The organism is Nocardia sp. NPDC019395 (assembly GCF_040632335.1).
In the GTDB taxonomy this organism is placed as follows: Bacteria; Actinomycetota; Actinomycetes; order Mycobacteriales; family Mycobacteriaceae; genus Nocardia.
The window spans coordinates 618,052-636,179 of sequence record NZ_JBEYBT010000001.1; the positions used below are offsets into that span (position 1 = coordinate 618,052).

Annotated in this window: 20 protein-coding genes and 3 pseudogenes; 8 read left to right on the forward strand and 15 right to left on the reverse strand. The window is 67.2% G+C overall.

Annotation, left to right across the window (positions count from 1 at the left end):
- Position 1 precedes the first annotated feature (1 nt).
- The 3 genes from ABZ827_RS02840 to ABZ827_RS02850 all read right to left on the reverse strand — a co-directional run bounded on the left by ABZ827_RS02840 (position 2) and on the right by ABZ827_RS02850 (position 2,293).
- On the reverse strand, positions 2–925 hold the full coding sequence (locus tag ABZ827_RS02840; protein ID WP_357231907.1) for a ferritin-like domain-containing protein: 924 nt from the start codon (positions 923–925) through the stop codon (positions 2–4).
- 1 nt (position 926) lies between these two features.
- Entirely contained in the window at positions 927–1,820 is an 894-nt protein-coding gene (locus ABZ827_RS02845; RefSeq protein ID WP_357231910.1) for an SDR family NAD(P)-dependent oxidoreductase, read from the reverse strand.
- 380 nt (positions 1,821–2,200) lie between these two features.
- On the reverse strand, positions 2,201–2,293 hold the full coding sequence (locus ABZ827_RS02850) for a hypothetical protein (RefSeq protein ID WP_357231913.1): 93 nt from the start codon (positions 2,291–2,293) through the stop codon (positions 2,201–2,203).
- A 34-nt stretch (positions 2,294–2,327) separates the two neighbouring features.
- Between ABZ827_RS02850 and ABZ827_RS02855 the strand changes: the two are divergent.
- A pseudogene (locus ABZ827_RS02855) lies at positions 2,328–2,423 on the forward strand (oxidoreductase); the annotation flags it as partial.
- Positions 2,424–2,466: 43 nt separating this feature from the next.
- Here the strand turns inward: ABZ827_RS02855 and dinB are convergent.
- Positions 2,467–3,693 carry a DNA polymerase IV gene (dinB, locus tag ABZ827_RS02860; RefSeq protein WP_357234418.1) on the reverse strand — a complete coding sequence of 409 codons (1,227 nt, stop codon included), beginning with the start codon at positions 3,691–3,693 and terminating at the stop codon, positions 2,467–2,469.
- Positions 3,694–3,851: 158 nt separating this feature from the next.
- Between dinB and ABZ827_RS02865 the strand changes: the two genes are divergently transcribed.
- The gene (locus ABZ827_RS02865; protein WP_357231916.1) at positions 3,852–4,616 is read left to right on the forward strand and encodes a MerR family transcriptional regulator; all 765 of its coding nucleotides are present in this window, start codon (positions 3,852–3,854) and stop codon (positions 4,614–4,616) included.
- Between the two features lie 28 nt (positions 4,617–4,644).
- On the opposite strand, the gene ABZ827_RS02870 is transcribed toward ABZ827_RS02865, so the two are convergent.
- Both ABZ827_RS02870 and ABZ827_RS02875 read right to left on the reverse strand, forming a co-directional pair.
- Positions 4,645–5,370 (reverse strand): alpha/beta hydrolase, encoded by a 726-nt coding sequence (locus tag ABZ827_RS02870; RefSeq protein ID WP_357231919.1) that lies wholly within the window; start codon positions 5,368–5,370, stop codon positions 4,645–4,647.
- Between the two features lie 163 nt (positions 5,371–5,533).
- On the reverse strand, positions 5,534–6,514 hold the full coding sequence (locus ABZ827_RS02875) for a hypothetical protein (RefSeq protein WP_357231921.1): 981 nt from the start codon (positions 6,512–6,514) through the stop codon (positions 5,534–5,536).
- Between the two features lie 157 nt (positions 6,515–6,671).
- Here ABZ827_RS02875 and ABZ827_RS02880 point away from each other — a divergent pair, with 157 nt between their 5' ends.
- The 3 genes and pseudogenes from ABZ827_RS02880 to ABZ827_RS02890 all read left to right on the forward strand — a co-directional run.
- Positions 6,672–7,340, forward strand: a complete 669-nt coding sequence (locus tag ABZ827_RS02880) for a nitroreductase family protein (RefSeq protein ID WP_357231924.1) — start codon at positions 6,672–6,674, stop codon at positions 7,338–7,340.
- Between the two features lie 68 nt (positions 7,341–7,408).
- Positions 7,409–7,528 (forward strand): annotated as a pseudogene (locus ABZ827_RS02885) (nuclear transport factor 2 family protein); the annotation flags it as partial.
- A 99-nt stretch (positions 7,529–7,627) separates the two neighbouring features.
- A pseudogene (locus ABZ827_RS02890) lies at positions 7,628–7,783 on the forward strand (LLM class flavin-dependent oxidoreductase); the annotation flags it as partial.
- Position 7,784: 1 nt separating this feature from the next.
- Here the strand turns inward: ABZ827_RS02890 and ABZ827_RS02895 are convergent.
- The 9 genes from ABZ827_RS02895 to ABZ827_RS02935 form a co-directional block, all read right to left on the reverse strand.
- Positions 7,785–8,213, reverse strand: coding sequence for an SDR family oxidoreductase (locus ABZ827_RS02895; protein ID WP_357231927.1), 429 nt, complete (start codon positions 8,211–8,213; stop codon positions 7,785–7,787).
- Between the two features lie 166 nt (positions 8,214–8,379).
- Positions 8,380–9,726 (reverse strand): LLM class flavin-dependent oxidoreductase, encoded by a 1,347-nt coding sequence (locus ABZ827_RS02900; RefSeq protein ID WP_357231930.1) that lies wholly within the window; start codon positions 9,724–9,726, stop codon positions 8,380–8,382.
- Complete coding sequence (locus tag ABZ827_RS02905; RefSeq protein ID WP_357231933.1) at positions 9,723–10,472, reverse strand: ABC transporter ATP-binding protein; 750 nt, start codon at positions 10,470–10,472, stop codon at positions 9,723–9,725. The genes ABZ827_RS02900 and ABZ827_RS02905 overlap by 4 nt, the downstream gene beginning before the upstream one ends.
- Positions 10,448–11,311 (reverse strand): ABC transporter permease, encoded by an 864-nt coding sequence (locus ABZ827_RS02910; RefSeq protein ID WP_357234421.1) that lies wholly within the window; start codon positions 11,309–11,311, stop codon positions 10,448–10,450. Before ABZ827_RS02910 ends, ABZ827_RS02905 begins: the two co-directional genes overlap by 25 nt.
- The gene (locus ABZ827_RS02915) at positions 11,308–12,396 is read right to left on the reverse strand and encodes an ABC transporter substrate-binding protein (RefSeq protein WP_357231936.1); all 1,089 of its coding nucleotides are present in this window, start codon (positions 12,394–12,396) and stop codon (positions 11,308–11,310) included. Before ABZ827_RS02915 ends, ABZ827_RS02910 begins: the two co-directional genes overlap by 4 nt.
- A 95-nt stretch (positions 12,397–12,491) precedes the next feature.
- Positions 12,492–12,893, reverse strand: a complete 402-nt coding sequence (locus ABZ827_RS02920; RefSeq protein ID WP_357234423.1) for a VOC family protein — start codon at positions 12,891–12,893, stop codon at positions 12,492–12,494.
- Between the two features lie 2 nt (positions 12,894–12,895).
- Positions 12,896–13,177: a metalloregulator ArsR/SmtB family transcription factor gene (locus ABZ827_RS02925; protein WP_357231939.1), complete on the reverse strand. Its 282-nt coding sequence runs from the start codon at positions 13,175–13,177 to the stop codon at positions 12,896–12,898.
- 33 nt (positions 13,178–13,210) lie between these two features.
- Positions 13,211–14,857 carry an alkaline phosphatase D family protein gene (locus tag ABZ827_RS02930; protein ID WP_357231942.1) on the reverse strand — a complete coding sequence of 549 codons (1,647 nt, stop codon included), beginning with the start codon at positions 14,855–14,857 and terminating at the stop codon, positions 13,211–13,213.
- A 159-nt stretch (positions 14,858–15,016) separates the two neighbouring features.
- The gene (locus ABZ827_RS02935) at positions 15,017–15,178 is read right to left on the reverse strand and encodes a hypothetical protein (RefSeq protein ID WP_357231945.1); all 162 of its coding nucleotides are present in this window, start codon (positions 15,176–15,178) and stop codon (positions 15,017–15,019) included.
- A 351-nt stretch (positions 15,179–15,529) separates the two neighbouring features.
- Here ABZ827_RS02935 and ABZ827_RS02940 point away from each other — a divergent pair, with 351 nt between their 5' ends.
- From ABZ827_RS02940 to ABZ827_RS02950, 3 genes are all read left to right on the forward strand, one after another.
- A complete protein-coding gene (locus ABZ827_RS02940; RefSeq protein ID WP_357231948.1) occupies positions 15,530–16,630 on the forward strand; it encodes an NAD-dependent epimerase/dehydratase family protein in 1,101 nt (366 codons plus the stop codon).
- A gap of 40 nt (positions 16,631–16,670) precedes the next feature.
- Complete coding sequence (locus ABZ827_RS02945; protein ID WP_357231951.1) at positions 16,671–16,826, forward strand: hypothetical protein; 156 nt, start codon at positions 16,671–16,673, stop codon at positions 16,824–16,826.
- Positions 16,827–16,989: 163 nt separating this feature from the next.
- Positions 16,990–17,976: an aldo/keto reductase gene (locus ABZ827_RS02950; protein WP_357231954.1), complete on the forward strand. Its 987-nt coding sequence runs from the start codon at positions 16,990–16,992 to the stop codon at positions 17,974–17,976.
- Positions 17,977–18,128: the final 152 nt, after the last annotated feature.

An 18,128-nucleotide genomic window follows, 5' to 3' on the forward strand; every position in this document is an offset into this window, starting at 1 on the left:
GTTATGCGGCGGGCGTGTAGGTGAGTTCCTTCGACCAGGTCGGGTCCTTGCGCAGCAGCTGCCGCGGGATGGCCCCGGTGATCTTCACCAGCGCGTCGGCGAGCAGATGGTAAGGGTGACCGCGGTCGACGACCCAGTTCGCCTGCAGTTTGACGATCTGATACATCGGAAGCCGGCGCACGAATTCGCTACGCTCGCCCACCTTGCGGTAGCGCTCCATGGCTGTGTAGAGCTTCTGCTCGTCCACGCCCATCGCGACGATATTGTCGCGCATCTTGTTCAGGAGTGGCACATAGCTGAGCACGCCGACGAGGAAGGTCGGTTTCACCCAGCCACCGACCAGTTCTATGAACAGTTTGCGCAGCTCCGCATGGCCCAGCACGTCCATCACCGCGAAATCGACGGCGAGATGCCGGGATTCGTCGGCATTGATACGACGGAACGTCTCCTGGCAGACCGGATCGTCGATCTCGTCCATGATGAATTTGACCAGGGCGCCGTCCAAGGCGACCTCGAGCATCGGGATGACCGTGCCCAGGAACGACAGCGACATATCGTCGGAGTACTTGTCCAGGAAGTCGATCACCAATTTGACGTTGATATTCGGCTGCGGGATCTCGTCGCCGTCCAGCATTCCCCAGCGTCGCATCAAGGCGAGTTCGGCATTGGCGTGCCGCTGCTCTTCGGCGTGGAACCAGCGGTATATCTCCCGCAGGGTATCGGTGGGCGCCTTTTTCGCCATCGCGGCGAAACCGCGCGCACCCACGTTCTCGATCCACATCAGATCCGCCATGAACGGTTTCAGCCGCTCGTGCTGTTCGGGCGTGAGGGTTTCGGCACCCGGGGCGTCCCAGTCGATATCGGCCAGCGCCCACTGCCGATCCTTGATTTTGCCGAGCATATCGTCGAAGTCCATGGTCGCCATCTCAGACTCCTGTTCTTTCCGGGGTGGGGGACGCGGCCGCTTCCTCGTCGGGCAGCAGTCGTGCGAGCAGACCGGCCACGGCCGTGTACTGGCCGGGGAACAGCCGTTTCAGCAACCAGAGGACTTGTGCGTCGGGTTGCGGGACGACATGCAGCCGGCCGCGGTCATGGGCGTCGAGGGTGGTGCGGGCGATGCGTTCGGGGGAGAACCCGGTCCACCGCATCAGGGTGTCGGCGATTTCGCGTGCCCCCGCGGGGACCGGTGCATCCTGTGCGATATTCGTGCGGACGAACGTGGGGCACAGAACTGTCACCGCGATATCGGTACCGGCGAACTCGGCGGACATTGTTTCCGAGAGCGCGAGCACCCCGGCCTTTCCGGTGTTGTAGGCGCCCATTCGCGGTGCCGTGCCGAATGCGGCGGCGGAGGCCACATTGATGATGCCGCCGTGACCCACGGCGCGCAGTCGCGGCGCGAAGATCTCACAGCCGTAGATCACGCCCCACAGGTTGATACCGAGGGTGCGCTCCCATTCGGCGAGACCGATCTCGCCGACCTGCGCTCCGCCCGACCCGACCCCGGCATTGTTGATCACCAGGGTGGGGGGACCGTCGAAGACGGACTCCGCGTAGCGGGCGAGGACCTCGACGTCGTCGCGCCGCGCCACATCGCAGCGGAACGCATAAGCAACGCCCGGGTACTCGCGCTCGATCGCGGCCACTGTTTCCGCGGCGCGCTCTTCGTCGATATCGGCGCAGACGACCCGGCCGTCGCGGGCGGCCAGTTCGCGGGCGAAGGCCCGGCCGATCCCGCTTCCCGCGCCGGTGACGACGGCGCGGGCGCCGCGGGAGCGGGGTGGGGTGCCGAACGGCCAGAGGTTATCGAGTCCCAGCATGTCAGCGCGCCTTTCGTGGTGTGGATTGCCGCGACGCCGGGCCGGCGGAATCAGCGACCCGGTGCACCGTCGCGGGGTGCTCTGCGAGCACGAATCCCATGCTATGGCTGATTCGGCGGGGCCGATCTCCCGCGCGGCCGGCCGCATCCCACGGCGGCGGGACCGGTGATACCGGCGGTGAGGTCTTCGTCGACCTGTTCATACCCGTAAGAATCATTCAGAAATGTGCCATTTGTCAATGGCGAATAGAAACCGGACCGTATTCCCTGGTCCGCGGCCTGCGCGACGTCGGGGCGTACTGCCTATCGCTCCGGGGTGGTGTCGCGTGTATACCTCATGACGAGGACACCACAGATCACGCCAGCAGTTCGCACCGGTGACTATTGCTTGCGCGCGACGCCCGCCCAGCAGTTGACCTGGGCGTCGAGCCAGCCGGGTGACTCCCCGGCCGGGCGCCGCTGGTTGGAGGCCACGACTCCCGGATCCAGAATCTCCAGGCCGGCGAAGAATATGGTGGTCTATCTGGGCTCGGACCTCGCCTCGGCGACCACGGGCGGCGCGGTGCGCGTCGACGGCGGCTATATCGATTCGATCCTGCCCTGACCGTGCGCGGTCCGGGCCCGCGGTAGCAGAGATCGCCGGCCGGTCAGTCCGGTAGGAGGGGGACCGATAAACCCTCGCCGTGGTGGAGGAGGGCGGCGCGGGTGACGGCGGTCGAACCGAACCGGGTGCGTACCTCGTCGAGTGCTGTATCCAACTCCGGGCGGGGGCCGTCGTCGAACGGCAGGGTGAGTTGCCGGGGGTCCGCGTCGTCGAGGTTGGTCAGTGCCAATCCGATCAGCGTGAGCCCGCGCTCGTCGATCAGCGGCATCGCGGCGGTGAGCAGACCGCGCGCGGTGCGCAGGATGGTTTCGGTGTGGTCGGTGGACTCCGGCAAGGTATGGGATCGGGTCGCGCGGGTGAAATCGTCGAAACGCAGGCGCAGCACCACGGTTCGGCAGATCCTGTCCGCGGTCCGGAGCCGGCGCGCGAGGCGATCGGTGAGACCGTGCAGATACGCTTCGACCTCGGCCGGTGTGTGTGGCCGGCGGCCGAGCGCGCGCTGGGCGCCGATCGACCGGCGCCGCCGCCCGGTCTCGACCCGGCGCGGATCCCGTGCCCAGGCCAGGGCGTGCAGATGCCGGGCCGCGGCCCGGCCGACGATCGGTCGCAGCCCCTGTTCGCCGAGTTCGGCCAGTTGCCCGATCCGCTCGACACCGTGCACCCGCAGTGCTTCCGCCGTCACCGGGCCGACGCCCCAGAGCCGTTGCACCGGAAGCGGATGCAGGAAATCGAGCTCCCCGCCGTGCTCGACCACCAGTAGTCCGTCCGGTTTCGAGACGGCACTCGCGACCTTGGCCAGGAACTTCGTGCCGGCGATACCGACGGAAATGGGCAGGCCGACCTCTCGCCGCACCCGGGCGCGCAGCACCTCTGCGATAGCGTGCGGCTCCCCGGCGATCCGCCGCAATCCCGCGACGTCGAGGAAGGCCTCGTCGATGGAGATCCCCTCCACGACGGGGGTCGTATCGGCGAAGATCGCGAAAACGTCCTTGCTGGCCTGTGCGTACACCGACATCCGTGGCTGGACCACGATCGCGGACGGGCACAACTGCAGCGCCCGGCCGATATTCATCGGGGTCCGCACCCCACGGGACTTGGCTTCGTAGCTCGCGGCCAGGACGACACCGCCGCCCACCAGCACGGGTCTACCGCGAAGATCCGGCCGGTCCCGCTGCTCGACGGAGGCATAGAACGAATCCAGGTCCGCGTGCAGGATCGACGCCTGCGGGCGCGCGGCAATCCCCGGCCGCCGGCCGGGGGAGCGGCGCATACGGGCGACCGGCGGCGCACCCTCGACGGATTCGAACATATGTTCACATTAGCAGGTTGTGACCGCTGGATTCGGAGGGCGTTCTTCGGTTTGCACCTGACGTAAGGTCAGGTTCTAACGTCGGCGGTGCCGGCGCACGGTGCGCCGGTGGAAGTGGGATGAAACGGATGGACCAGCGCGGAACCGAGCGGGTATGGAAGGTCGGTGAGCTCGCGGCCGAGGCCGGGCTGACCGTGCGGACCCTGCATCATTACGACCGTATCGGGTTGGTGCATCCGGCGGAGCGGACCGGTACCGGACACCGGCTCTACACCGCGAGTGATGTCCAGCGTCTGTATCAGGTGCTGGCCCTGCGTCAGTTGGGCCTGGGCCTGGATCGGATCGCGGACGTGCTCGCGGGGACGGTGGCAACGCCGCAGGTGCTGTCCGCTCATCGCGACTATCTGGCCGCGCAACTGGCCGCGACCCAGGAACTACATGCCTTGGTCGCGGCGCTGGCCGCTACGGCGGAGAGCAGGCCGGACGCATCCGTCGATCGCTTCCTGGAATTGATCAGGAGGACCGTCATGGTCGACGACACATTCAAGGAGTATTTCACCGAGGGGCAGCTGACGCAGCTCGCGCAGCGTCGGGAGGATCTCGGCGAACAGCAGATCCGGCGAGCCGAAGCGGAATGGGGTGAACTCATCCCCGAGGTCGATGCGGCGATCGCAGTGGGAATGGACCCGGCCGCACCGGCGGCGCGGAAGTTGGCGGCGCGGTGGATGGAGCTCTTGGAAGGGTTCCATGGTGGTGACGCCGGCCTGCGCGACAGCATGTATCGGATGCAGGCCGGCGAGGCCGACCGTATCGAGGGCGAGTTCTGCGGACCGTCACCCGCCCAGATCGCGTTCATCACGGCCGCGAACGAGGCACGCGGATAAGCGGCTTCGGCAGGCGCTCGATTTCGGGTCAGCGGGGGCGTTGCCGCTCCAGGAACGGTAGAAGGACCGAGAGGTAACTGTCGGGGTCGCGGCTCCACAGATCGTGCCGGGCGTCGGCGATGGTCGCTGTCTCGACCGAGGGCAATGCCGTCTGCCACCGTGCGGCAACGTCCTCGGTCACGATCGCGCCGCGCCGGCCGCCCCGCACCACGAGTACCGGACAGCGTAACTCGGACAGCCGATCCCACAGCGGCACCTCACGGCTCTCGGCGATCACCCCGCGGACGGCGTGCTCGGGCATGCGCTGGGTGACCGGGACACCGCGGATGGTCATTTCGAGCTGCTTGCCGAGGAATTCCATGGGCAGCCCGGCATGCCGGGCCTGGTAATCCCCGACGACGAGACCGGCGACGTGGTCGGGGAACTGGAGCGCGTAGCCGAGCGCGTAGGACGAACCGCGGGAGAACGCCACGAGGACAGGTCGTTCCAGCCCGGCGGCGTCGACCACCGCGCGCAGATCGCCGATGTGGTCCTCCCAGGTGTAGCCACTACGCGGTGCGTCACTGCGACCCCGCCCGCGCACATCCACCACGAGGACCCGTCGATCGCCGAGCCGGTCGAGCAGCCACGCGTATTCTTCGGCGCGCTCGCCCATTCCGGGCACCACCAGCACCGGCGACCGCACGCTCGATTCTCGGCCGTTGTCGAGTACATACAGGCGCACCGCGCCGTTGTCGACGAACACAGAAACCACATCTCCGTCCGAGTGGCCACTACCGCCACCGCTGATCACGTCGGCCGGGATCGCCCGTCCGGGGCGGTGCCGACATCACATCACCGATTATCGTCGCCCGGAACATCGCCGGTGGTCGCGGACCTCGGTCCGGTCAACTGAGCCGCCCCGGCCCAGCTGATGATCATCCGGCCGGGGTGGAGAAATCAGACGGATGCAGGGTGACGAATTCGCCGTCGATGACGACCAAGGACGAAAGAGTGGGGTGGGGGTCCCATTGCGGGTCGAATTTCCCGGGTACTTCGATGGCCTGCAGGCGTCCGTCAGGATGGTGCGCCTGCATCCAGACGCCGCCGGTGGCGCCGTGGACGGGCCGCTCGAAACCGTTGCTGTACAGGATTCGAGCGGTGGATCGCGCCGGAGTGCCGCCGATATCGCATCCGGTGACGACCAGATCGCCGCCCCGCCGCTCGGCGATGCGCCAGAAATCGGGATTGGTCGACAGATAGGTGCCGAACGCCCAGCCGTCGACAGCGACCGTCTCGTAGACGGGGCTTCCCGCGGAATCGTGCCCTACCTTCACATTGATCTCGTGGTACTGCGGGGTGCCGTGCGGGCTGACGGAGAACATCTGCTCATCCTCGCCGGGATGGTGCCACGGCGCCGGAACGTGTTCGGTGTCCGAACGATCCACCCACTGGTACCCGACGCGACCGCGGATCGCATCAGCCGTCGCCTTTTCGTATTCGCGGTCGCCACGTCGGTCCGTCGCGCGAGCCCAATGGGTGCGCCGGGCCAGGTCGGGCTCCATTGCGGTGAAGGACAGGCCACAGGGCAGGCCGTCGGCGTCGGGCAGGATGTCGTAGTCGACGGCATCGGACCGGAACCACACGCGTGGCGGGCGTTCCCCGCGAGCCGGCAGCGCGGCACGTTCGGCTTCCCCCGGCCAGACTCGGCCGGGCAGCCACACCACGTTCTCGGGGGAGGGCGGTGTGATCCGGAGCGCGCCGGCTCGGTCGACCTCGGGCATATCCCGGATCTGTGCGCGTACCCCGGCAACGGCTGCCCTGAGATGTTTCCCGTAGGTGCTCTGCACCGCGCGGACCTCGGTGGCCAGTTGCGATGTGGCGCGGCAGAACAACTCCGCAGGTCCGGCAGTGTTCATGGGCGTCCTCTCCCGATTCCCTTGGGCGCCATAAATATACCGCTGAATAACGGCCCATTACATGCGGTGTGATTTATGTGGTGGTGGGTTTGCGGCTTCGGACGAGGGCTGCCGGTGGGCTATCGACATCGCAGCACCCGTCGAGTAGACCAATGGAATGCCCCATGCGAGTGACGATGTCTGGGAAGTGCTGTCCACCGCACGGTCGATTCGCCGGTTCACCGACGAGCCGGTCGACGACGCCACGCTCGAGCGTTGCCTGCAAGCCGCGACGTGGGCTCCGAACGGGGCCAACGCGCAACTGTGGCGTTTCATCGTGCTCGATGCGCCCGAGCAGCGGGCCGCCGTGGCGCAGGCCGCCCAGATCGCCTTGCGGTCCATCGAATCGATCTACGGGATGAGCAGGCCCTCCGACGATGACCAGAGCCGCCCCGCACGCAACAACCGGGCCACCTACGAGCTACACGATCGGGCCGGTGAATACACCTCGGTGCTGTTCACGGCGTTCAAAAACGATTTCTCCTCGGAGTTCCTGCAGGGCGGCTCGATCTATCCGGCGCTGCAGAACTTCTATCTCGCGGCGCGCGCGCAGGGGCTGGGTGCCTGTCTGACGAGCTGGGCGTCCTATGACGGCGGTCAGGTTCTGCGCGAGTCGGTCGGCATTCCCGACGAATGGTTTCTGGCCGGGCATATCGTCATCGGCTGGCCGCGAGGCAGTCACGGACCGGTGCGGCGGCGGCCGCTCACCGATGTGGTGTTCCGCAACCGCTGGGATCCGGAGCACGCCGATATCACCTTCGGCAGGGGTGCCCGGCCCCGAGGCTAGCTCTTATCGCCTCACGTGGCCCTGCCGCTGATGCGTGTGGACGTCGAATCCGAGGAGAAATATCACCGATCACAAAGGCTCTGGAAGTGCTGCGGCGAGACGTCCGATACTCGATGGACCGGACCGCGATCCTCGATTGCGTAGCGGGTCATGCGCGCGGCTGCGACCGCAACGACATCGATCTCGTCCCAAAGCTCGAAACAGTGCTTCTGGCCGGTGACCCCTTGCGCCTGGCCGGTGATCCAGGACTGCCCGGCCCGTGGCGCACCGGCAGTTGGTGCACGTTCGGTGCACCGGATGCCGTGGCCACGCGGCTCGAAGCGCTCCAGCAGCTGACCGGAGCCGCCGAACTGGTCATGACGAGTGTTACGCACCGCCACGAGGACGCCTCACATCGCTTCTTGACCCGGGAATGGGGTTTGCGGCGCGCCTGCGCCGCGTAGTTCAGAACAGACCCCCGCCTGCGGGCAACGACGCACCGGTGACCCAGCGGGCATCATCCGAGGAGAGAAAGGCGACGATATCCGCGATATCGGCGGGTTCGGCGATCCGGCCGCCGTCGCGGACGCGGTTGGCGGCTTCCCGGAGGGTGACGAAGGCCGCCTTCGCATTGACCGCCACCATCCGCTCGAAATCGTCGTCGGTAGCGATCGCGATGGGCGCGAAACGCGCTGCGCCGGCATTGTTCACCACGATATCCGGTGCCCCGAATCGTTCCCCCGCGGAATCGAACAGGAACCGTATCTGCGCGGGTACTTGACCCGGGAACACGACCCGGCGGATCGCCGGGTCAGCCGGGTCGCGCTGACCGCGCCGGGGCACGCGATCGGACAGGACATCCGACGGGCAGTAGCGGAAAGGCTGGCAGCGCATCGGCCGGCCACCGCGGATACCCGGGCAGTAGCCGCGGTGACGCGGATGCTGTCGAACCCGGCTGCCTCGAGCTGAGCGGGACGGTTGCCCACAGCAGCCGACACGGCGTCGACGGCAGACCCTATGGATCCGTACACGTGGCTCGACCGCTCCGCGATATGCCGCGCTACCCCGCGACGGGCTGTGGCGCGAAGCGGCTTGCCGGGGTGGGCAGGCCGAGGTGGTCGCGTAATGTGGTGCCGGTGTACTCGGTGCGGAACAGGCCGCGCCGGCGCAGGATCGGTACCACCGTCTCGGTGAAGACTTCCAGGCCGCCGGGGTAGTAGGGCGGCATCACGTTGAAACCGTCGGCCGCCCCGGTGCGGAACCATTCCTCGATGGTGTCGGCCACCTGTTCCGGTGTTCCCGCGAAAACCCGATGTCCCCGCGCGCCCGCCAGACGGTGCAGCAGACCCCGCAGCGTCGGGTTTTCGCGCTCGACGATCCCCGCCACGACCTGCCGCCGGCTCGCCGCATTATCGGTGACATCGCCGGCGCCGGCAAACAATTCGGCCGGAACCGGCTCGTCGAGCCGGAGCGCGCGCAGCGATTCGCCGGTGATCGATTCCAGCTGCCCGATACCGTATTCGGGGACGGTGAGTTCGTTGAATTCCCGCTCCAATTCTCTGGCCTCGGCCTCGGTACCACCGATGAACGGGCTGATCCCGGGCAGGACCCGCACATGCTCCGGGGCGCGGCCGAACTCCTGCGCCCGGCGTTTGATATCGGTGTAGAAGGCCTGGGCGTCGGAGAGGCGTTGATGGGCCGTGAATATCGCCTCGGCGTAGCGGCCGGCGAACGCACGGCCGTCATTGGAGGCGCCCGCTTGGACCAGTACGGGGTAACCCTGCGGGGTGCGGGCGGCGTTGAACGGTCCGCGCACGCGCAGGTGCTCGCCCGCGAAATCGATCGGATGGATTTTCGCCGGATCCGCGTACCGGCCGGCAGCCCGGTCCAGCAGAATCGCGTCGTCTTCCCAGCTGTCCCACAGCGCGGTGACCGCCTCGACGAATTCGCGGGCCCGGCCGTAGCGTTCGGCGTGATCGGGATGCCGGTCGAGACCGAAATTGGCGGCCGCCAAGTCAGTTCCGGTGGTGACGATATTCCAGCCGGCCCGGCCGCCGGAGATATGGTCCAGTGAGGAGAACAGCCGGGCCAGATTGTACGGCTCGTAATAGGTGGTGGACGCGGTCGCGATCAGCCCGAGATGCGTTGTCGCCGCGGCGATCGCGGTGAGCAGCGTTATCGGTTCCAGGCCGGGTGCGGCGTTGTAAGCGACATTCGTGCGCAGCGCCGGACCGTCGGCGAAGAACACCGCGTCGAAGGTCGCGGCCTCCGCGGTCCGCGCGATCTCCTGGTAGTAGGTGACATCGTAGATGCGGTCCGGCCGGCTTTCGGGATGCCGCCAGGCGGCCTCGTGGTGGCCGGCCGGATAGATGAACGCGTTGAGGCTCAGCCGGCGGGATTCGGTCATGACACATCTTTCTCGTACTGGGCCGAGTCGCCGGTGACGCCGAGCGCGGCCAGGAGTTGTTCGCGGTACCGGATGAGGGCGGGGTCGCCGTGCCGGCGCGGCCGGGGCTGTTCGACCACCAGATCGACGGCGATCCGGCCGTCGTCGAGAACCAGCACTCGGTCGGCGAGCAGCACGGCCTCGTCGACGTCATGGGTGACCAGCAGCACGGCGGGCCGGTGCCGGGCGCACAGATCCTCCAGCAGGCGGTGCATCCGGATCCGGGTGAGCGCGTCGAGGGCACCGAACGGCTCGTCGGCCAGCAGTAGCGACGGTTCCCGGACCAGTGATCGGGCGAGTGCCACCCGCTGCTGTTCACCGCCGGACAACTCGCGCGGCCAGGCCTTCTCGCGACCGGCCAGACCCACTTCCGCCAGTGCCTCGCGGCCGCGATCCGCCGCGCCGGCACCGTTGAGCCCGAGCGTGACATTGTCGAGCACCTCGAGCCACGGCAGTAACCGGGAGTCCTGGAAAACCACCGCGCGCTCGTGCGGGACGGTCAGGTCACCGTCGCCGGCGACGCCCTGGTCCAGCTCGCCGAGTGCCCGCAGCAGGGTGCTCTTACCGGAACCGCTGCGCCCGAGCAGTGCCACGAATTCGCCGCGCGCGATATCCAGATCCACACCCCGCAGCACGATTCGCTCGCCGAATCCGCGGCGCAGCGCACGCACCTCCACGACGTTCAGTCCGCGAGTGTCTGTCGCCACGCCAGTGCCCTCCTCTCCAGTGCCCGGACGGCGAGATCGCCGAACAGACCGAGCAGGCCGTAGATCACGAGCCCGACCACGATCACATCGATCTGGCCGTAGGTGCGGGCCTGCGTCATCAGATAGCCGATCCCGCTGGTGGCGTTGACCTGCTCCACTACGACCAGGGCCAGCCACGAAATGGTCACCGCCAGCCGCAGACCGGTGAAAAAGCCCGGCAGTGAACCGGGCAGCGCCACCTTGCGGACGAAACCCCACCGCGACAGGCCCACGGTCTGCGCGAGCTCGACATACCGTGCGTCGACCCCGCGCAGATGGGCGTGTGTGTTGATGTAGATCGGCACCAGCACGCTGGCGGTGATGACGATGAGCTTCATCTCCTCACCGATCCCGAACCACACGATGAACAGCGGGATCAGGGCGAGGGTGGGAATGGAGCGTTTGATCTGCACCGGTCCGTCCACGAGGGCCTCACCGACCCGGCTCAGCCCGGCGACCAGTGCGAGTATCACTCCGATCGAAACCCCCAGCGCCAGCCCGGAAACTGCCCGCCGCAGCGAGGTGAGCAGATTGGACTGCAGGGTGCCCTCGGCTGCCAGGTCGGCCGCGGTGCGCGCGACATCCCACGGTGCGGGTAGGGTTTCAGGGTCGAGTGCGCCGGAGACCGAACCCACGATCCAGGCGCCCAGCAGCAGGACCGGTCCGATGGCGATCCCGAACGGTATGGGCCGGCCGGGGCCCAGCCGGACGCGGGCGCTCGCGCGGCGGGCTTTGGGCGCGTCCGGCAGGGGAGGGGTATCCGTCCGCGCAGTCGCGGGCAGGTCGATGGTCGCCATTATTGCTTCTCCCGTTCGAATCGTGCGCCCGCCGCGGTGACGGTCTGCGCGATCACCTCGTCGAAACGCAGATCGAATCCGTCGGCGGCCCGGGCCTCGCGCGGTAGTTCACCGGCGGCGTCGATGACATCGATGGTTTTCTGTTGCCGGGCGACGAGCTGCTGGTCCAGGCGCGGGAAGGTGAACTCCCCGAGCGAGTCCACGATGCGGCCGGCATCGTCCGGGCTGAGTTTCTGGTTCTCCACGTAGTAGATACGGGCCCATTCGTCGCGGTGGGTGTTGGTCCAATGGAACGCGCGGACGAACGCGGCGACCAGTGCCCGGAGCGCGGCGGCCTTGTCCGGCTCCTGGACCGCGGAGCGGCGGGCGTAGAGATAGCCGAGCCCGGAGTAGATATCGCGCGTTTCCGAATCCGGGATGACGGTGGCGCCCGGGGTACGCAGAAAACGGGTGAGCCGGGGCTCGTTCAACGGTGCGATATCGACCTGCCCGGTGCGTACGGCGTCGTTGAAGTCGGCCAGCTGCAGCCGGACGAGTTCCACATCGGAGGTGGACAGGCCGGCCTTGTCCAGCGCGCGCAGGACGGCGGCCTGCTGGGCCGTTCCGTCCGCGTAGGCGATCTTCCTACCTTTCAGATCGGCCAGGGTTCGCACTGGAACATTCGGGGCGACAGCGAGTTTGATGCCCAGGGGGTCGGTTTGATAAGCGGCGACGATGGGGACGTCCTCCCCGGCGGCCAAGGCGTGAATCGGCGGGACATCGCCGACCGGCGCCACATCGGCGGCGCCGGCCCGGAACGACTCCAGGATCTCCGGCCCGCCGATGAAATTGGCGAACTCCACTGTGAAGGGGAGCTTTTCGAGTTCACCCGAGGCCCGCAGTGCGGTCTGGAACCGTTCCTGCTGATCGGCGATCACCAGGGTGGTGCCGGGAGGGACCTCGGTGGGTAGCGGTGTATCGGCGGCAGGCTTGTCCGTTCCGCTTCCTGCCGCGCACCCCGTCAGGACCGTGCAGGCAGTGGCGACGGCGGCGAACACGGCGACCGAACGGTCGCGGAATCGCCGGTACAGGGAACGGGGTTGGCGCATAGCCGCATTAGAGCAAGGCGGGCCCCGCACCGTAATGGTTTGGTGAGCGCTGATCCGAACCCTGGTGCGAAGATCTCGGCCGCGGCGGCGCGGTGCTATCCGGCCTGCCCCGGAGTTTCCTGGGCGATCTGGATGAGGTTGCCGCAGGTGTCGTCGAATACCGCGGTGATCGCCGTGCCGTAATCGACCGGTTCCTGGGTGAAGGTCACCCCGAGCCCGCGCAGCCGCTCGTATTCGGCGTGCAGATCGGTGACGGCGAACGAGGTGAACGGTATCCCGTCTTCGACGAGGGCCTTTTTGTAGACCTCGGCCGCGGGGTGCCCGACCGGTTCGAGCAGGAGCTCGACGCCGTCGGGATCCAGTGGCGAGACAACGGTGAGCCAGGACGCGTCGCCGACCGGGACGTCTGTTTTCTTCTGGAATCCGAGGATCTCGGTGTAGAAGCGCAGCGCCTTGCGCTGATCGTCGACGTACACGCTCGTGACATTGATTCGCAGCATTATTCCTCCAGCCAGCGGTCGGTGAGATTTCGCAGTGGTTCGCGCTCGAGATGATGGAATTTGTGCCGCCCGTCGCGATGTGTGCGGACCAGCCCCGCGGCGGTGAGCAGGTCGAGATGCTGGGAGATCGCCTGCCGGGTGGACGACAGGCCGCGCCTCATGGTGAGCCGCCCGCACAGTTCGAACAGGGTCTGTCCGTCGCGGTCGGCCAGTTCGTCGAGTATTGCCCGGCGGGTCGGATCGGCGAGTGCTTTGAAGACCGGGCCTGGGTCGGGCTGCACGCACACCACTATAGGCAAGTAATTACTTGCCTATCAAGTCGCGGTGTGGAGACGGCCTCCGTGCGGCATCACCCAGGCCGGTCCGGGCCGGATATCGGTCCTCGGGTCGGTGACGTCCACCACGTAATACCACCGCATCGCCACGCTGCCGGGCGCGATATCGACCACGCCGTAGCCGTGTGAATCGAGCTCGGCGTAGCGGATATGCGGGTTCAGCGCCTCGACCGATTTCTCGAGCGCCACCGACGACGTCCGCGGTGGGCCCGGCAGCAGGTCTCCGATACCGGCGGAGGTCACCGACGGCACCACGAACTCCGCCCCGACGGTGCGGCCACCCGGATAGGCGGCCGCCTCGACGGGGACATCCGCCGCCCACGAACTGTGGATATCGCCGGTCAGGTAGACGGTATTCGCCAGATTCCGGCCGGCCAGGGTGGTGAGCAGCCGGTGCCGGTCGGCGGTGTAGCCGTCCCACTGGTCGACGTTGGGCGATACGCCCTCGCGCGGTATTCCGAGCACCTCCGTGACCGCGGCCGTCGTGGCCGGATTCAGCGGCGGGAACGCCAGCGGGGAGATCATCACGGAATTCCCGACCAGCTGCCAGCGCGCCGAACCCGACACCAGACCTGCGGTGAGCCATTCCATCTGTGGGGCGCCGGTGATGGTGCGGCCGGGATCGTCGGCGCCGCGGGAGACCGGGCCCGGCTGCGCGTCCCGGTAACTCCGCAGATCCAGCATGGACAGCTCGGCGAGCGTGCCGAACCGCAACCGCCGATAGATCCGCGGGGCGGCGGCTGTCCCCTCGGCGCGGACCGGCATCCACTCCAGATAGGCGCGCACGGAGGCGGCCTGTCTGTCGGACCAGGCGCCTTCGGTGGCCGGATCATGGTTCTCCGCGCCGCCGGACCAGGAGTTGTTGGCCGATTCGTGGTCGTCCCAGGTACAGATGAACGGAACCCGGGCATGCAGAGCCAGCAGATCGGGATCGGTCTTGTACTGCGCGTGGCGGATACGGTAATCGGCGAGCGAGACGATCTCATGTGCCGGCTCGTGCCATCGCACCGAACCGGCCCGGCTCTTGCCGGATCCCGCAGCGCCCTCGTAGAGATAGTCGCCGAGATGGATGACGGCGTCGAGATCGTCGCGGGCCGCCAGATGCCGGTACGCGGCGAACCAGCCGGCCTCCCAGTTCGAACACGAGACGACACCGAAGCGCAATCGTGCGGGCGCGGCCGAGAGTTCCGGTGCGGTTCGGGTCCGGCCGGCCGCGGATACCTCGCCCGAGGACGCGAATCGGTAGTGGTATTCGCGGGCGGGCGCGAGTCCGCGCACGTCCACCTTCACTGTGTGATCGCTGTCCGCGACCGCGGTCACGGTGCCGGCCGCCACGATCGTGGCGAAACCGTCGTCCTCGGCCACCTCCCAGCGCACGTTCGCGGGTTCCCCGTATCCCGATCCGGGCACTGCCGCTGGGCTCACGGTCACCCGGGTCCAGATGATGACACCGTCGGGCAGCGGGTCACCCGAGGCGACGCCGTGGCCGAACACCGGCACCGCCGCGCGGGCCGTGCCGGCCGGTAGTACGCCCGCTGTCGCGGCGACGGCGCCGGCCCGCAGTAGCGCCCGCCGGCCCAGCGCGCCGGAACCGGCAGGTTTCGAAACGAAGCTGTTTCCGCTCACGGGCACCGATCACAGCCGACGGGGACCGGATCGGCAACTCGAATCGCGGGACGTGGGCGCGGCGATTCGATACGAAGTCACCGGGTCGTGGCCGGGCGCATCGGTTGTCTACCCAACCGGGGGAACCACAGTGTTTTCGCCGGTGCTGCGATATCGCGCTCAGCGGTAGGAGTTTCGGACCTCGTGCGCCCGAGTATGTTTCGGCTTGCGCCGGTAGGTCTTACCGGAGGGGATCGGCTGGGCGGCACTGGATCGGCGCAGCTGCTGCCGCCGTCGCCAGCCGGTGAGGTCCGGGCGTTCGGTTTTGTCGTGGGTGCTCATCGAGACTCCGAGACGGTACGGGAGAAGGGCCGGTTGTCTGCGTCGGAGTCGGTCATGCGATCGATCATTGCGTGCGCGGCGGAATTTCTCCTGGGATTTTCCCACTTGCCGAGATGCCCTCGGCGGTCGGCGATTGCCGAGGGTCGCCGGATACAGTCCGTGTGCCACCCCTGATGGACAGTAGCATCGACAGGTGTCCAGTATTTTCGTACTGTTCCCGGCGGGGCTCCGATCGGCGCTGGCCCGCCGAGCGTGGGAAAGCGAACTGAGGTGGTCGACGGTGACCGGATTCGTAGTGTGGCGGGGGCATTGCCCGTGGGGGACGTTGGGCGGGATTCGATCGGAGATCCAGTGACAACGGGTGGCGATGACCGGGATCCGGTAGCCCGCAAGCTGGTGATCGGCGCGAGTGGTTTCCTCGGTTCGCATGTGACCCGCCGGCTGGTCGAAAAGGGTGAGCATGTCCGCGTAATGGTCCGTGAGACCAGCTCGCTGCGCGCCCTGGAGGACCTGGACGTGGAGGTCGTCACCGGAAATATCGAGGACGCGGAGTCGTTGCGGTCCGCCATGCGGGGCTGCGACACCGTGTACTACTGCGTCGTCGACGCCCGGCCCTGGTTACGCGACCCGGCGCCACTGTTCCACACCAATGTCACGAGTCTGAACACGGTACTGGAGGTGGCGCTCGAGGCCGGCCTGCGGCGCTTCGTATTCACCAGTTCCGTGACCACGCTGCCCATCGGTGACGGCGTGCTCGACGAAGCGGCCGGGCCGCACAACTGGACGCGTGCCGGTGGCGCCTATGTGCAGTCGCGGGTCCGGGCAGAGGAACTCGTGCTGCGATACGCACGCGAGCGCGGGTTGCCCGCCGTCGCCATGTGTGTCGCGAACACCTACGGCGCGGGGGACTATCTGCCCACACCGCACGGTGCCTTCATCGCCATGGCCGCGCGCGGGAAGATCCCGTACTACTTCCGGGATGTGGGCGCGGAGGTCGTCGGAATTCGCGACGCGGCCGAGGCTTTGGTGCTGGCGGGGGAGCGCGGAAGAGTCGGGGAGCGCTATATCGTTTCCGCGGGTTTCCGGAGTACTCACGAACTGCTCGAGATCGCCGCGTCGGTCACCGGGGCGGCTCCGCCGAAGTACGGGATACCGCGCGCGGTGCTGCCGGTAGCCGGAATCCTGGGCGAGTTGGTCGCGCGCATCCGCGGCCGGGACAGTCGGATCACCCGGGAGACGATGCGTCTGATGCACATCATGACCCCGCTCGATCATCGGAAGGCCGAGCGGGACCTCGGCTGGCAGCCGAGGCCCATCGAGAACGCGATCCGCGAAGCCGCGCTCTTCTTCACCACCCGCCGTCGCGGCGGGGGCACCACTGCCGAGACACTCGGCCGGCCGGCTTCGACCGAACACGAGACCGGCCCGAGGGACGGCAACGACCGGAGCTGACCGCAGGTCCGCTCTGTCCTTTCGCGGTCAGCTCGCCGAGTTGATCGCGAAAAAGCAGATCACCGAGGCGAATTCGCTGCTTTTGCGAACCGTGCTACGCCCGGTCGACCGAACGCTCACCTCGGTGCAGGCAAATGCCATTCGAAACAGAATCTACGATGCGGTTCACGAAGTTCCGATGCTGGAACTCATCTGACATACGTGGGAGTTGACAACTTCCCTCGTTTCGGCTGGTTGCCGGATTGTTGTATCCGGAGGGAGGTACTGCTGGTACCCGGCACACCAGAGACTCCCGTCATCGACCGCAGCGGAGTTGACTGGACTCGAAACGTCCGGACGGTGACCTGAGAGGTGAGCGTATGCATACGAGAAAGCTGGGCCAGGGCCTCGAAGTATCGGCCATCGGGCTGGGTGCCATGGGGATGTCGCAGAGCTATGGTCCCAACCCCGGAGACCGCGACGACATGATCGGTGTGCTTCGATACGCGGTCGAGAAGGGCGTGACCTTCATCGACACCGCCGAGGTCTACGGACCTTATGTGAACGAGGAGCTCGTCGGTGAAGCGATCGCGCCGATCAGGGACGACGTGGTCGTCGCCACGAAGTTCGGCTGGAATATCCGCGACGGCAAGATGCAGGGCACCGATTCGCGCCCGGAGCAGATCAAGCGGGTGGCAGATGCTTCCCTACGGCGTTTGGGCGTGGAAACTCTCGACCTGTTCTATCAGCACCGTGTCGATCCGAATGTGCCGATCGAGGAGGTCGCGGGCGCGGTCGGTGAGCTGGTCGCGGCGGGCAAAGTGAAGCATTTCGGCCTCTCCGAGGCCGGTGCGGAAACGATTCGCCGCGCGCATCGAGTACATCCCGTGACGGCCGTGCAGAGCGAGTATTCACTGTGGACCCGTGACCCCGAGCCCGAGGTCCTGCCGGTCTGCGCGGAACTCGGGATCGGTTTCGTACCGTTCAGCCCGCTCGGGAAGGGGTTTCTGACCGGGACCGTCGATCAGCGGAGCACCTTCGGCGAGGGCGATATCCGCCGGACGATCCCGCGTTTCGCCGAAGAGAACCGCCGGGCCAACGAGGCTCTGATCGAGCAAGTACGGCTACTGGCCGCCGAGCGTAACTCGACGCCGGGGCAGGTCGCGCTCGCCTGGTTGCTTGCGCAGCAGCCCTGGGTTGTGCCGATTCCCGGTACCCGCCGGCGCGAACGAATCGACGAGAACGCCGGATCGACAGCAGTGACACTGTCCGCCGACGATATCGCCGAGCCGGACACCCTGACGACACGCGTTCGCGTCGCGGGAAACCGCTACAACGACGCCGGTATGGCGATGGTCGGGCTCTGACACAACGCATCGCAAGTACCCGGAATCAGCGGCTTTCCAGGCGGTGGGTGATCTGGGCTCGATCGGGTATGCGCGATCCACGCGTACCTGCCGCGAAGGCGGAAGTGAATACCGCCCCGGCGGCGACCGAAATGTGACCGTATCGACTCGAA